Origin of the sequence: Alicyclobacillus fastidiosus, assembly GCF_026651875.1 — a bacterium.
GTDB lineage: Bacteria > Bacillota > Bacilli > Alicyclobacillales > Alicyclobacillaceae > Alicyclobacillus > Alicyclobacillus fastidiosus.
Genome location: NZ_CP104067.1, coordinates 5,278,836 through 5,293,434 on the forward strand (window position 1 = coordinate 5,278,836; position 14,599 = coordinate 5,293,434).

Consider the following 14,599-nt stretch of genomic DNA (forward strand, 5'->3'; position numbering starts at 1 on the left):
GGTGATCGCACCAACGAATCCCCTTCCGCCTACTGTGATTGGGGTCGAGCCAACCGGCGCTTCGTCACAAATCCGGTCCCTGTCATGACGACGGCCAGTACGAAAAATAGCGTCGCCAACCACCCTCGCCCCTGTGCCATCATTACAGAACCGAGCGCAAAACAACCCATTGTGAACAGGGAAACAAAGAAAAACATTATCTTAAACGAAGTGGTCAACTACTGCCCCTCCTTCATCTTTTCCAGCGTATACTCCGCGTCTTCCCAAACCCAAACAGGCGGGCCGCGTTAACCTCATCATACCACATGCGACTAGAGGAATGGCGTGGAAGGCGGGCTGATAGGGTGATATTGTCGAAGCGTTCGAACGGACCGTAGAAAAACGCGAGTGAACCGGTCGCTCCCAATCCGGGATAGCGCAAGCATTGCGAACGGGGAACGACAGGACCGGCCTTGTCGACAAGTCGTGGATGGCGGGCATGTGCAGCGCATACGTACGGACCCGCCGTGTAGGGTCGACGCTTGGGGGGAAGTTCAAGCTAGCCTGGGAGCAGCATCCGTATAGCCTACCGGGGTGCCAACACAGCGGTTCGGCACCCATCACCCTCTCGCACACCGGCCCCCACTAGGAGGCCGAGACGTGCGACATTGCGGTGAGGTCGAACTGCGACCAGAAGTCTGACAAATTTTCAGAAACGATCACTTGGTGTGCACCACATCGACGGTAAATCGGTATCTTAGAGTGATCGCTGGAGATCACAACCACTTCCTCGACTTTCGCATCGCGAAGCGTCTGCGCCAGTAAGGCGGTGCGCACGAAGTCGTAGTTGCCCTCGCGGATCACGGCCATGTCGAAACGCTCCTGTTGCACAGCGCCCTTGACGGAGAGCCTGTGGGCAGGGACGTGAATACAGCGATGTTTGTACCAGGATTGTACTTGAGCGTGCGTGTCCTCGAAACAATCGAGAATTCGCACGTCGATTCCGTTGCGGATGGCTTTGTCGACATGCGGGCGGTCGTCAGCTGCAAATGCAGCCACGAGTAGCTTAGGTGCCATTTTCAAACCAACCTTTCGCCAAGTCGGTTGATAGCGCTTACATTGCTATTCTACACTATTTCGTCACGGATTTGTAGTCACTCTGTCACGTGTCTGTCATTTTCTTTGTGCAGCCTGCTCAAGCAGGTGTTCGCCGTAGGCGTAGATGATCTCCCGCGCCCGCTCTGGCTGCTCCATTTGAACGGCGTCGTACACGGCCCGACAAGTCTGCAGGCCCACTTCGCGCTTGGGGCTAAGGAGCCGCAAGCTGCTGCGCAGCGCCTCTTGGAGAACGCGAAAGGTGTTTTCCAACACCTGATTCTCCGCACATTCCGCGAGGACGGCATAAAAGTGGAGTTCGCTCGCAATGCGGTGTTCACTATGTCGTCCGGATGCCTCGAGTTCGAACAGCGCTCGGGAGAGGTTGGAATAATCCCTTGTGGCCCGCCGCTTTGCGGCCGAAGATGCGATGGCGGCGAGAACGGCTGTTTGGAGTTCGACGAGGTCAGACACGTGGTCTGTCCCTAGGAGCACAGCCGCGTCCAGGGGCTGCATCCACATCTCCACACTGGCCGTTCGCACATAGGTGCCATCGCCGTGACGAAGCTCGACCAACCCTTGACCGCGAAGGGCCCCGAGCGCCTCGCGCACGGTCGCACGGCTGCAGCCGAACTCCTCTGCGAGGTTTTTCAGCGGCGGCAACCTATCGCCAGGGCGCAGCACGCCATCTTCAATCATCGACCGAATCTGCTGAGCGATGCGCATATACAATTTTTGTCCGATTGGCGAGAACTCGTTCACCGCATCTCCCTCTTACCCAGGATCATCAGTACACCCCGTGTACCATCACATGCCCATTTGCGACGAGTGGAACGGGCTCCTCTTCGAGGCGAGGGGCCCCGGCCCGAGGTTCGTTCGCCTCCGGGCCACCCCTGCAAATATTTACAGTCACGAGAACGTTGAGTAAATATTCCAGTTCAACCCTTGACGACCAAGTTGACGAGTCGTCCCTGGACGTAAATTTGCTTGACGATCTCCTTGCCAGCTAGCCACTCCTGCATCTCAGGAAGCGATTTTGCCGCCGCGATGGCCGCTTCGTCGGAAGCGTCAGCCGCGACGACCAATTTCGCCCGCACGCGTCCGTTGACCTGAACCGCAATCTCGATTTCGTCGTCCTTCAGCCACTTTTCCTCAAACGTCGGCCAAGTCGCGTCGAACACGGAAGTCTTGTGGCCAAGCATCTCCCACATCTCTTCGCTCATGTGTGGCGCAAACGGCGCCAAGGTGAGCGCCAGCGTGTCCATCGTCGCCCGGTCGATGCCCTGCTTCGACTCGGCGGACAACGCGTTCACGTACTCCATGAACGCACTCACTGCAGTGTTGAAGCGGAATCCTTCCATCCGTTCGGTCAACGAGGCGACAAATCGGTGCCGCAATTTGGTGAGCGCCTCGCGCTCAGGTACGCTTTTCGTCGAGTGTGCCTGGATAAGCCGGTAAACGCGTTGCAGGAAGCGCGAGACGCCTTCGAGTCCGTTCGTACTCCACTCCGCTTCGTCTTCCGGAGGGCCGACAAACATCTCGTACATCCGCAGCGCGTCGATGCCGTAGTCGCGAATGATGTCATCAGGGTTGACGACGTTGCCTTTCGACTTGCTCATCTTGGCGCCGTTGAGTGTCATCATGCCTTGTGTGAACAGACGTTGAAACGGTTCGTCGAACTGAATCAAGCCGAGATCGTAAATAAACTTCGTGTAAAAACGGGAGTACAGGAGGTGCAATACTGCGTGCTCCACACCGCCGATGTACATGTCGACAGGCAGCCAGTAGTCGATTGCCTCTTTCGAGAACGGCGCCTCGTCGTTGTTCGGGTCCGCGTAGCGCAGGAAATACCACGATGAGCCCGCCCACTGCGGCATCGTATCCGTCTCCCGCTTCGCAGGTGCGTGACATTTTGGACAAGTGGTGTTGACGAACTCGGCGATGGCCGCCAGCGGCGATTCGCCTGTCCCCGTCGGCTCGTAGCGCTCCACTTCCGGAAGCCGGACGGGCAACTGCTCAACTGGTACCGCGACCGGTCCACACGCATCGCAGTGGATGATGGGAATAGGTTCACCCCAGTAACGCTGACGGGCGAACACCCAGTCGCGCAGTCGGTAGTTGACGGTCGCCTCGGCCTGCCCAGTCGACTGCAAGAGTTCGATGGCAGCGCGCTTGGCGTCGGCCACCTTCATCCCGTTTAGCGTGTGCGAATTGGTAAGTACCCCATCCCCCGTGTACAGTCCGTCAACGGGGCCGTCTTGCGGTTGAACGACAGGAATGATCTCGAGTCCAAACTCCTGTGCAAATTCGTAGTCGCGTTCGTCGTGCGCCGGGACGGCCATAATTGCGCCCGTACCATAGTCCATCAGCACGTAGTCGGCCACCCACACCGGAAGTTTGCGATCCACGAGCGGATGTTCCACGAATGCCCCGGTGAATACGCCCGTCTTCGTCTTGTCGCCTACCTGCTGCCGTTCGATATTTGATTTACGTAAGGATTCGTCGACATATGACTCGACGGCGGTCCGCTGCTCTGCGGTCGTAATCGTTTGAACGAGCGGATGCTCTGGCGCCAACACCATGTACGTAGCGCCGTAGATGGTGTCCGGCCGGGTCGAAAACACTTCGATTTCATCCGGGTGATTTGACAGTTTGAAGCGGATGCGCGCACCTTCACTGCGGCCAATCCACGCCCGCTGCATCCGCTTGACGTGCTCCGGCCAGTCCAGTTTATCGAGGTCGTCTAACAAGCGGTCAGCATAGGCCGTGATCTTGAGCATCCACTGATACATCTCTTTTTTCGTGACATCAGACCCACAGCGATCGCACTTGCCGTCCACTACCTCTTCGTTGGCGAGCCCTGTCTTGCAACTTGGGCACCAGTTGATCGGCATCTTTTTGCGATACGCAAGGCCTTGCTCGAACATCTTCACGAAAAAGTACTGTGTCCAGCGATAGAACTCGGGGTCCGTGGTGTTAATCTCCCGATCCCAATCGTACATAGCACCGATTTCCTCGAGCTGACGTTTGAAATTGGCCACGTTTTCCGCCGTGCTGATACGCGGATGAACGCCGTGTTGGATGGCGTAGTTCTCCGCCGGCAAGCCAAATGCATCCCAGCCCATCGGGTGCAGGATTTCGAATCCGTGCATGCGCTTATAGCGGCTCCAAACGTCGGAGATGGTGTAGCCTCGCCAGTGGCCGACGTGTAATCCGTTGCCGGACGGATACGGGAACATGTCGAGACAGTAATACTTCGGCTTTCCACTGTGCTTGTCTGCGCGATGCGCGCCAGATTCCTTCCAGCGCGCCTTCCACTTTGCTTCAACCTGCTGCGACTGATAGTCCATGTGTTGATCCTCCTGATCATCAAAAAGCCCCCCGCCCGAATAGGACGAGAGGCATGAATCCCGTGGTACCACCTACATTGAAGACGGCGCGATACATGTATCGCACTCGCTTCCACTCAACCTCTAACGCCAGGCTCGCGTTTCTCCCTATACGACCACCCTAATGCTGCAAGAGGGCCTTTCAGGTGAAATCCTTCGCACGGAGGTTACAGGAACGCGGTCTTGGTTTGCACCAACCACCAAGTCTCTACAGGCAATCACGCTGCAAACGGCCACAGCATACGCCCAATACTCGCGGCTTCCAGCAAAAGCTGTGCTTCGTCGGATTTGTGTATTTCGCTGTCTTTCAGTATACCCATGCGCCGTGTTTTTGCAAACCTTATCTGCGGTCCGAGGAGCCTAGTACGCCCATCAGGCGCAACACGAACAAAAACAGGTTGACGAAGTCGAGGTACAGGGAAAGCACGACCCACGGCACGGCTTGCTCCGATATCCCATACTTGGCCATACGGTTGACGTCAAACAGGATGTAACCGATAAACACACCGATGCCAATGAGCGAATAGGCGAGGTTCATCGCCGAGGAAAATGCCGTGAAGATGGAGACAAGCCCCATCAACAAAAGCGCCATTAGACCGATGAACAAAAAACCTCCGAGAAACGAGAAATCCATCGATGATCGCGACGCGACAATCGACGCGATGAGGAACGCCCCAGCTGCGACACCAAGTGCCTGGATGACGAGCCCCGCTCCGAGCATGACCGCGTAGCTGTGGATAATCGGCCAAAGGGTTATGCCAGAGATAAACGTAAAAGCGTAGACGAACGGAAACCCAATTGCCTTTTTTCTCTGCCGGAACATCGCCACGAAGATCATCACGAGTTCCACAATGCTGAGAACGCCAATCAGCACCGTAGGAATTTGCGTGCCGACCAGGACGCCGACGAGTGCGGCCAAAAGCGTGCCAAACAGGCCAAAAAAGACGCGCCCGAGAACCCGATTCTGAGACACGGTGTACGTTTGCATGAAATCTCCCTCCACGTTAGCCATTTCCGGTGACCCGAGCGACCGCAGACAACAGGTTTCTGTCTGTCCCACTCCGGGCCCGTTTAAGACGTCACAGTCGCGACGTCGACCTTCAGTACGTCATACAATATTTTTACATAGACTTTCGGCCAGACCAACTGCCGTAGCTGAGCAGTGGGCACAAACTGCGCGTTTTGCGGCAGGTCGATTGCGCCTGGGTCGAATTGTACGCCAATCGGCCGCAATACGCGCACATCCCACTCGAGGTGGGTAAAAATGTGCTTGGCAGACGCGATTTCCGCGAACTCGCGCACATCACTCGGCCCCTCCCGCACCAACCAGCCCCTATCTTCGGTATGGCCGGGAAACAGCTGCGCCAAACGTCTTCGCGCCAGACTGGCAAGCACCTCCTCGTCCCCGTTTGGCCCGTCGACTTCCAGAGACGGCAACTGCCACATATTCGCGAGAAGCCCTTCGCCTTGCCGCTGCTCCACGAGCAGCCTTCCATCCTGTTCAATCCACAGCGCCATCACCGTGAGCGGCTTCCTGGCTCGCTTCGGGCGCTTGACCGGGATGGAATCCACACTAGCCTGTGCAAAGGCGGTGCAATCATCCTGAATTGGACAGGCGAGGCACTGAGGCTTACGCGGCGTGCAGACCATCGCGCCCAACTCCATGAGTGCTTGGGTAAACGACTGCGGAACGGTCTGCTCGACCGCATGTTGCACGTGCTCTGTGATCTCCCGTTTGACGGGCGGATGGTCGATAGGCTGCTCAATTCCCAAGTACCGCGACATCACGCGCAACACGTTCCCATCCACCGCCGCCACAGGCCGATTAAACGCGATGCTCATCACCGCTCCGCTCGTGTACGGACCTACGCCAGGCAACGAGCGCACCTCGTCGACCGCTCTTGGGAATTGCCCGGCGTACTGCTCAACTACCGCCGCTGCAGCCCGCTGTAAATTTCTGGCGCGCGCGTAATAGCCAAGGCCCTGCCACAGTTTCATCACATCTTGTTCGGGCGCCTGAGCTAAGCTTTGCACGTCTGGGAACCGCTCTAAAAACCGGTGATAATACGGAACGACGGTCTCCACCCGAGTCTGCTGCAACATCGTCTCGCTCACCAAAATCCGGTAGGGATCTGACGTTTCCCGCCACGGGAGCGACCGCTTATTTTGCTCGAACCACTTTACTAGCTTATGTGCAAAGGCAGCCAGCCTTTCCGAACTCTTTCGCAAATGCATCAATTCCCTCCTTGCGAGGTCTCACAAACGGTCGACCCTGTTTCCTAGAACCTCGAGTGATACAGATATTGAGAAGGGCTGTGGGGTACTACAAGTGTACCATGTACACATCAAACGCAGCACAAAGCCGAACATACAAACGGGGAAGAAGGACAAAATACAGCCGAGGGGGTGCTGTCCATGGGTCTTATGAACGCAGTGGCAAGTTCTGTCCGTTATCGTATCATGCCGAGACGCAGAAGCGGTATGGGAACGATGACCGCATTGTTCGTCGGTGCCAGTGTGGGCATCGCTGCGTGGGAAGCTGTGCGTAAAGCTCAGGGTGTGCGAATGACGGCTGGATCTCATTCACCATCCGACAGCAGTGCAACCGCCATCGCGGAAGAGGTCATGCGAGAAATTGAAAGCTGATTTCTGACGGCGACAGCAGGGACAGAGTTGAAAAACTCTGTCTCCTTCTCATGCGCTCACAAAAAACGTGCTTCTCGTTCAGGGCGAACCGAGTTTTATAGATAGCGCCGATGGATCCCATACTTGTGTTTCCACACTTGGTAGGACAATCGGCTGCGTTTCATGCTATCCACAAATTTTTGGGTATTTTCAAGCACGCGTCGAGCTTCCGCCATACTCACTTGACGCGTGAATAATGCTTCGCCAAATTCCTCTAAGTCGATGACGTGGTAGTAGGATCTCTCGTATAACAAGACATCCACATACATATCCTCAACGTAGATGTACTCTTGATCCTCCCAGACTTTGACGAGATCTACATAATGGTCAAACCGGAGACGCGGATGCTTGATGGGGGTACCCATATTCAAGCAAGTGCTCACCGCGATTCCCCATTGGGGGTATATTTCTCGCAGGTGGTTGCTGTAGCCATGCTCAAACGCTGGCCGCTCCACGACAACTAGTCCCGGTCGTCGAAAGAATTTTTCAATTTTAAATGGTTCATTTGATCTATCAATTCCACGCTCTTCACGCTTGTGGATTTGTTGAACGCGGCCCGCTCGCAGCGCCACACACGCCCCCCCTTCCAAACAAAACAGTCATAGTATAGGTTACCATGAGTTGCAAAAAACACAAAGCTATCCTAACACGACCGAATGTCAACGGAAAAAGCGCGATTTTTGGCGTTTGGAGGGACGGAACCGGCGAGTTTGGCCGGACGGGTGCGGTGTAGTAAGCGCGGATGAAAACGGCGGGGCCTTGCGGAGATGCATGCGGTGTTTCCGGCTGGAGCTCAGCCTGTACATGATGAGCCAGATGGCCGCCCCCACAAACATGACCATCACGGCATACCAGATTGGCGGTGCGCTTTCGAGTGGAGAAGCGTACGTCAAGGACCCCGAATCCGCCCGCTCGATCACGACGAACTTCCCATCCGCTCCAAACAGCTTGGAGGTCGGTGGCAAGACTGCAACCTGGTCGGAGGACGTATTGTAAAATTTGAGATAACCTTCTTCATCCTCACCATCGTAATTCCACTTGTCAATCACTGGTTCCCCAATGGTGACCTCGTGATACATTGGGTTTCGTGCCACATATGGCATCACTAAACGATACGCCTCAAAGAGACCCAGACCAACGATGGCGAGTATCACGAAGACCACGCGATAGGGCAGGCGTCCACGCCGTTTGACAAGACGCATCCTCATGGTTAGCACCCCTGCTTTCAACCGATGTCTCAGTATATGACCAAGCCCATCGGGAAAGAACAAGCCGAGGACGAGCACCCTTGTCGTTCGTACATTCGTTACGACAGGTGCTCGGTTTGAATGAACTCCACGAGTTGCTCGACTGCCTGTTGCTCATCCCCACCATTTGCGCGTACGACTACCGTCTGCCCAGAGGCTACCGCCAGGGACATCACGCCCATGATGCTCTTCGCATTGACGGATTTGCCGTCCTTTTCGAGGGTGACTTCCGCTCGAAAGCGATTTGCAGCCTGCACGAAATTTGCCGCTGCTCGAGCAAACAGACCACCTTGAATTTTGACTACAACTTCCTTCTCTACCATGGGTATCACCGTGTTTCATCGTAGTAGTAATCCAGGGCTAAGCCCCGAATACCCTCATTTGAGTAAGTTCAAGTATAGCATGTAAGGATTTTGATAGACAGCGCTTGACCGATCCAATTTTGGCGATATTCTGACTACGTAGTTCGATTGGTCCGCAGCCGATCGGCAATTTCCCCCAATTTTCTAAATCTGTGGTTCAACCCGGACTTCGACACGCGATTCCCCAAACGTCGACAGAGTTCCTGCAGATTCGCCTCGGGATAACGCAAGCGCAATTCGGCGACCTCGCGCAAATTGTCCGGGAGTTGTTGGAGGCCAAGTCTGTGCTCGATATATTGGATGTTTTCCAGTTGACGCACCGCCGCAGTAATCGTCTTGTTCAAATTGGCCGTCTCGCAGTTGACCAACCGATTTACCTGGTTGCGCATCCCTTTCAGAATTCGCGTGTCCTCGAACTTCAACAACGCCTGAACTGCGCCGATAAGATTGAGAAAATCGACGATTTTCTCGCCTTCTTTCAAATATACGATATGCCCTTTTTTGCGCGGTGTGAGCCGCGCGTGCAGTTCGTATTCGTTCATCAACTCGAGCACCACGCGCGCCATCGGCTCCGACACCGTGTAGATCTCCAAGTGATAAGAAGGGCTCCCCGGTGCGTTGACAGACCCTCCCGCGAGAAAGCTTCCGCGAAGAAAGGCCCGTTTACAACAATCGTCGTCCGGTTTGGGCCAGTTCGCCGCCAACGGTCCATCATGGACTGCGCCCGTCCACCCGAGTTGTTCCAGAACCGATTCCGCTGGCGCTCCCGGCAGGCGAATTGCGTACACGTTGTTCTTCTTCAGCCGCATCTTTTTGCGCACGACGACTTCGCAACGCGTCTCGAATTGCTCTTTGAGGATGGTGTAAATTCGCCTCGCCGTAGCGACGTTTTCCGTCTCGACTAACAATTGGCGCCGCCCGTCGATGGTCGCAAAGCAGCCGCCCAGTCCAAGGATGGCGCGAAGTTCACTCCTGGCGCAGCAACTCTGCTGAGAAATTTGTGTCAGTTCCTTCTTCGTATCCGCCGCAAACGACACAGTGCGAACCCTCCTATCCTCGCCGCCGATCCCGCTCGTAACCCAACAAGCTCACAATCTGCTCCGCGATTTTGCGGCTGTCGTGACGCGCGTAGGTCGCATAGTGTACAAAGTCACGCGCCACCACTTTCAGCCCCATCCGATTTAACTCTTCAATGTCCACTCGCACCGGGTAACTCTGTTGGGATTGATACTTCTGCAACGCTTCCTCAGGCAAAGGCGCTGCATTCACTAGCACGTAATCGAACAGCCCTTCGCCCACGTGGCGGTAGATGGCTTTGACGTGACTGGATGCAGAGAGTTCGTCCGTCTCTCCCGGTTGCGTCATCACGTTGCACACGTAGATTTTCCGCGCTTTGCTGTGGCGAATGGCCTCGACCATCCCCGGAACGATCAAGTTCGGCAGAATACTCGTAAACAAACTTCCAGGTCCAACCACGATGGCATCCGCCGCGGCGATGGCGCGCAATACCTCTGGGAGGGGCTCCAAGTGGTCCGCCACCAGCTCGAGGCGCTCCACTTCGCCACCAGCTTCTGGAATGTTAGACTCCCCTTCGACCACTGTGCCATTCGTCAAGTAAGCCCGCAGGCGCACGTCGTCCTTCACGGCCGGCAATACTTGTCCGCGAACGGCTAACACTCGACTGGTCTCCCGGATGGCGGATTCAAAATCGCCCATGATGTGCGTCATTGCAGCCAGAAATAGATTCCCAAAGCTATGTCCTTCGAGTCCTTCTCCCGACGGAAAGCGAAACTGAAGCAGCCGTTCGAGAAGCGGCTCCGTGTCTGCCATCGCCACTAGACAGTTGCGGATGTCCCCAGGTGGCGGCATGGCGAAGTCGTGGCGCAAGCGACCCGAACTCCCGCCATCGTCGGCAACTGTCACGACGGCGGTGAGATCGACCTGAAATTCCTTCAACCCGCGAAGAATCGTCGACAGACCCGTGCCCCCGCCCAAGGCCACGATCTTTAAGCGCCGCTCGTTCCACTTTGCCTGGCGACGGCTTTCCCGCATGTCCCGCCACCAACCGAACGCGAGCAAGATGATGGCCGCGAAGAGAACAAGTATTCCAAGGGCTGTGCCATACGGCAACCGCGCCAGTCGGAGGACACCCGCGAGGATACCTACTCCAAAGCACGCGATAGTCCAAGCGAGCAACCACCATTGCCGCATACTCAGCCCTCCCGCCCGCGATCCCGGTGTGTCAGTTCTACGTCCGCCACCGCTCGAAGATGGTTGGCGATATGCCGCGCGATGGCGACGGATCGATGTTTCCCGCCGGTGCAACCGATGCCGACGACGAGATGACTCTTCCCTTCCCGCTGATATTCCGGGAGGAGAAAGTCGAGCATCTCTTCTGCCTTGGTGACAAACTGTTGCGTGGCCGGCCACTGCATGACGTAGTCGTAGACCGGTTGGTCTTCCCCTGTGAACGGGCGCAGCTCGTCGATGTAGTGTGGATTGGGTAAAAATCGTACGTCGTAGACCATGTCTGCATCGAGTGGCACACCGTATTTAAATCCAAACGACACCACGTGCACGGGCATTCGGGAAATGTGGGGCTGAAAGCGACTGGTCAATTCCTTCTTCAAGGCTCCTGAGGCCATATCGCTCGTATCGATGACAAAGTCGGCTGCAGCCCGCACGGCCGCCAGGGCCAAGCGCTCCTGTTCGATGCTCTCCGTGAGCCGCGATGTAGGCGACAGCGGATGGCGCCGCCTGGACTCTTTGTACCGACGCACCAGTGTGGCCTCGTTGGCGTCCAAGAATACGAGCGTCGTATCCATGTCCTTGCGCCCGCGCAACTCCTCTACGGTGGTAAGGAGTGGCTCAAACAGCGAACCACCGCGCAGGTCGCACGCGAAAGCCACCTTGCTGAGCGTTCCGGATGTGTGTTCCGCCATGTCCAGCAGGCGTGGCATCAAGGCCGGTGGCAAATTGTCCACACAGAAGAAGCCGATGTCCTCAAGTGCTTGCATGGCAACGGATTTGCCAGCCCCCGACATGCCAGTTAGAACCACGGTTTCCAAGCGCACAGTCACTATGCAGCCCCTCCATTCCAAGCAGATCAGACCGAGTTCAGGTAATTGTCTGGGTCGATTGTCCAGCTTTGTACCTGATGGTCTGCATCATATGTAAAACGTCCGAAAAATACGACCGAAGTCCCACGGGTCTCTGCGGCCAGTGTGTGCTGAACCATGAGCCTATCCCCTTCATCCATGGGCAGATGGGCAAGTTCGTCAGCCTTCACCACAGCCAGCTTCCCCTCACGATTTTCCTTCAGCAACGTACCCGTTGCTCCGTGGCCGACGAATTGAGCGATGATCCTGTCCTTTGCGGTCGAATCTGGGCCGGCCGCAACCTGAACGCGGTAGATCCCACGCAAAGTGGCATCCACCAGTTGAAGGCCAGATTCTTCGGAGAACTCCCGCATAGCCGCCTGTCGCCACAGTTCGTTATCTTCCACTTTTCCGCCCGGCAGGTACCACCAACCTCTGCGCGGCTTTTGTAACATGACAAAACCATCTTGCCAAGGAACAAAGCAATTTACGATCAGTTGCACCTGCTCCACCTCACTGAAGAAAGCATAGCACGCGGATGTGCGAACTACCAGCGAGCACCTCTGGAACAAGCTAGCGACTCGTGAGTCCGGTTGCCGACAAAAAAAGTGGGCGCCAGAGGGCGCCCGGAGAAATATATTAAAAGGGGGTCAAATGTGCTACATCTGTATCCTACCCCTCGCATGTTTCAGCCGTGTTACAAGCGCATTAAAAAACTGTGACATCGCCCACATTTTTGCACAAGATTGACGAACAATCTGCCCATTTCGGATTTCTTTTCGTCAAATCCCCTGGAGGCCGACCTTAGATGCCAGACGTCAACAAGGACTGTTCTAACCGGGCGCTGCACTTGCGAATCGAGGAAGCGGCCACGGCGAACTCCTCAGCCAGTTCCCTTTGCACAACTGGTACGCCAAAGTAGCGCAACGTGATGTAAATAAGGCCCGCCACCCAAATGTCAGCTTTGCCAATTCTCCGGTGAACGTGTAAAAACATGTCGTACAGATACGTAAGCCAGAGGCGTTTCGCCTCGGGAACCAGTCTCTGCAGATGCGCCTTGTGCAGCCATTCCTCCGTTCGAACCCAGACCTCGCGCCAGTTCGGATTCAAATCGAAAATGACGTCCGGATCTATCTGTTCGATTGACACTTCCTGTTCGCCGTCCGCCATGAACAGGCGCACGGTACCGCGCGCCCCAATGCGTTTGAGGGCGACCACGGCATGCAGTCGCAACGTCTCATCGATATCCCGTCGACCTACGAAGAGCCGCAACGCCTTTTCGGCATCCTCGTCGGCGACGACCGCGAGCGCGCGGATGACCCGACGCCGCGTTTCGTGATTTCCGTGGCGCAATCCCCAATAGAGCGATGCCCGCAACAGAGGGTCGCGGCGCCACGCCTCCAACTTTGTATCTTTCAGCTTATCTTTGACGACTGCGAGTTGTTCCTCGACAGGTAAATCGAGCTGATAACTGACGCGCAGGGAGGCAGTATCGTCTTTGCGCGCCTCTGCAACGCGGTGCAAATAATGGTCCGCCACCGCCTCGTAGTCCGTCTCTCTGGCGAGCATCTGCCAAAACCGCTCCGCCACCGCCCAGTTTTTGCAGTTGGCCGCCGCCGCTGCCGTGGCGTGAATGAGTACTGGCTCAGGCGGGGTGGTCAGGCGGATCAAGCGCCAAAATGTTTCGAGCGCATCGGCGTGATACCCAATAATCCCGAGTGTGGTGCCAACTTTCATGGCGAGGTCATAATGTAGCGGGAACACCTTTTGCAGAGGTTCTGCGGCCGCGTCTAGCATGTCGCGCCAGCCGAAGTGCTTCACGAGAATCGCTCGATTGCACAGGGCATGGATGTTATCTGGCTGCCGATAGAGAACGTCTTCAGCCAGAGAGAGCGCCTTGTCGTGTTGACCGGTGTAGTAATACGCCAAACAGAGGTTGTTGTAAGCCGCATAGTTCTCCGGCTCCTCTTCTATCACGCTCTCCAACCACTCCACGGCCGCTTCAAATTGACCGTTTTCGAGGAAGTAGCGACCGTCCTTCGTCGCCTGTTGAGCATCTAATTTGCGCTTCTCTTCCTGCCACTTTTCAAACGCTCGGCCACCGCCGAATTCGTCGAGCAACACGCTGAGCATCTCTTCCGCGTCATCGGCGTATTCCCCGTTCGGATCAGCGTCGAGATACCGCAGCACATATTCTTCAGCCGTATCGTACTCGCCCATGTTTGCATAGTTGTTGGCAAGGTAAAACTGGCATTCAGTCATATTCGGATCCAAATCGCAAAGAACGTGCTCGAGGAGTTCATTCGACGCTTCAAAGTCACCCATTTCCGAGTACACGCCTGCTAAATTACAGTAGTTAACTGGGTTGTTCGGTTCGTATTCCACAGTCTTGCGAAACGCTTTGAGGGCCTTATTCAAATCATTCCTCTGCAGGAAGCGGACGCCCCGCTCAAAGAAGTAAGCGGCATCAAAATTCATCGCGATGACGTTACTGCTTCCATTGTTGGACGATTTGCGAAAATGATGAGTGTCCATGAGGCACCTCCTGAAGCTGCCGGTCAATGGCAGAACGCAATTGACATGGAGTTATGTGAACTGGTGAAAAAAGTATACCACATCAGGTGATGACCGCGAAGTACCGATGCGCCATACCCCATGTTATAATGAAGAATCAGTGAAGAGTAAACTGGCGGATTGTCCATTTTTATGCGCCATCTCGATTTTAGACGCCGTTGTGGAACCTA

General features: G+C 55.7%; 15 protein-coding genes. 1 reads left to right on the forward strand and 14 read right to left on the reverse strand.

Features of this window, described 5'->3' with window-relative positions:
- Positions 1 to 29 precede the first annotated feature (29 nt).
- From NZD89_RS25655 to mutY, 6 genes are all read right to left on the reverse strand, one after another.
- A complete protein-coding gene (locus NZD89_RS25655; RefSeq protein ID WP_268005494.1) occupies positions 30 to 218 on the reverse strand; it encodes a hypothetical protein in 189 nt (62 codons plus the stop codon).
- 406 nt (positions 219 to 624) lie between these two features.
- Positions 625 to 1,056, reverse strand: a complete 432-nt coding sequence (locus tag NZD89_RS25660) for a hypothetical protein (RefSeq protein WP_268005495.1) — start codon at positions 1,054 to 1,056, stop codon at positions 625 to 627.
- A gap of 96 nt (positions 1,057 to 1,152) precedes the next feature.
- Positions 1,153 to 1,836 carry a FadR/GntR family transcriptional regulator gene (locus NZD89_RS25665; RefSeq protein ID WP_268005496.1) on the reverse strand — a complete coding sequence of 228 codons (684 nt, stop codon included), beginning with the start codon at positions 1,834 to 1,836 and terminating at the stop codon, positions 1,153 to 1,155.
- Positions 1,837 to 2,012: 176 nt separating this feature from the next.
- The gene (gene leuS / locus NZD89_RS25670; RefSeq protein WP_268005497.1) at positions 2,013 to 4,424 is read right to left on the reverse strand and encodes a leucine--tRNA ligase; all 2,412 of its coding nucleotides are present in this window, start codon (positions 4,422 to 4,424) and stop codon (positions 2,013 to 2,015) included.
- Positions 4,425 to 4,803: 379 nt separating this feature from the next.
- Positions 4,804 to 5,451, reverse strand: coding sequence for a Bax inhibitor-1/YccA family protein (locus NZD89_RS25675; protein WP_268005498.1), 648 nt, complete (start codon positions 5,449 to 5,451; stop codon positions 4,804 to 4,806).
- An 83-nt stretch (positions 5,452 to 5,534) separates the two neighbouring features.
- Positions 5,535 to 6,698, reverse strand: coding sequence for an A/G-specific adenine glycosylase (gene mutY, locus NZD89_RS25680; protein ID WP_268005499.1), 1,164 nt, complete (start codon positions 6,696 to 6,698; stop codon positions 5,535 to 5,537).
- A gap of 180 nt (positions 6,699 to 6,878) precedes the next feature.
- Between mutY and NZD89_RS25685 the strand changes: the two genes are divergently transcribed.
- On the forward strand, positions 6,879 to 7,109 hold the full coding sequence (locus NZD89_RS25685) for a hypothetical protein (RefSeq protein ID WP_268005500.1): 231 nt from the start codon (positions 6,879 to 6,881) through the stop codon (positions 7,107 to 7,109).
- Positions 7,110 to 7,204: 95 nt separating this feature from the next.
- Here the strand turns inward: NZD89_RS25685 and NZD89_RS25690 are convergent, their stop codons facing one another.
- The 8 genes from NZD89_RS25690 to NZD89_RS25725 form a co-directional block, all read right to left on the reverse strand.
- The gene (locus NZD89_RS25690; RefSeq protein WP_268005501.1) at positions 7,205 to 7,720 is read right to left on the reverse strand and encodes a DUF402 domain-containing protein; all 516 of its coding nucleotides are present in this window, start codon (positions 7,718 to 7,720) and stop codon (positions 7,205 to 7,207) included.
- Between the two features lie 87 nt (positions 7,721 to 7,807).
- Positions 7,808 to 8,356: a hypothetical protein gene (locus tag NZD89_RS25695; protein WP_268005502.1), complete on the reverse strand. Its 549-nt coding sequence runs from the start codon at positions 8,354 to 8,356 to the stop codon at positions 7,808 to 7,810.
- A 98-nt stretch (positions 8,357 to 8,454) separates the two neighbouring features.
- Positions 8,455 to 8,718 (reverse strand): HPr family phosphocarrier protein, encoded by a 264-nt coding sequence (locus NZD89_RS25700; protein ID WP_268008616.1) that lies wholly within the window; start codon positions 8,716 to 8,718, stop codon positions 8,455 to 8,457.
- A 134-nt stretch (positions 8,719 to 8,852) separates the two neighbouring features.
- Positions 8,853 to 9,794, reverse strand: coding sequence for a DNA-binding protein WhiA (whiA, locus tag NZD89_RS25705; protein ID WP_268005503.1), 942 nt, complete (start codon positions 9,792 to 9,794; stop codon positions 8,853 to 8,855).
- A 13-nt stretch (positions 9,795 to 9,807) separates the two neighbouring features.
- Complete coding sequence (mgfK, locus tag NZD89_RS25710; RefSeq protein ID WP_284285896.1) at positions 9,808 to 10,968, reverse strand: gluconeogenesis morphogenetic factor MgfK; 1,161 nt, start codon at positions 10,966 to 10,968, stop codon at positions 9,808 to 9,810.
- 2 nt (positions 10,969 to 10,970) lie between these two features.
- The gene (rapZ, locus tag NZD89_RS25715) at positions 10,971 to 11,837 is read right to left on the reverse strand and encodes an RNase adapter RapZ (protein ID WP_268005504.1); all 867 of its coding nucleotides are present in this window, start codon (positions 11,835 to 11,837) and stop codon (positions 10,971 to 10,973) included.
- Between the two features lie 26 nt (positions 11,838 to 11,863).
- Positions 11,864 to 12,358, reverse strand: coding sequence for an NUDIX domain-containing protein (locus NZD89_RS25720; protein ID WP_268005505.1), 495 nt, complete (start codon positions 12,356 to 12,358; stop codon positions 11,864 to 11,866).
- Between the two features lie 301 nt (positions 12,359 to 12,659).
- Positions 12,660 to 14,390, reverse strand: coding sequence for a tetratricopeptide repeat protein (locus NZD89_RS25725; protein WP_268005506.1), 1,731 nt, complete (start codon positions 14,388 to 14,390; stop codon positions 12,660 to 12,662).
- Positions 14,391 to 14,599: the final 209 nt, after the last annotated feature.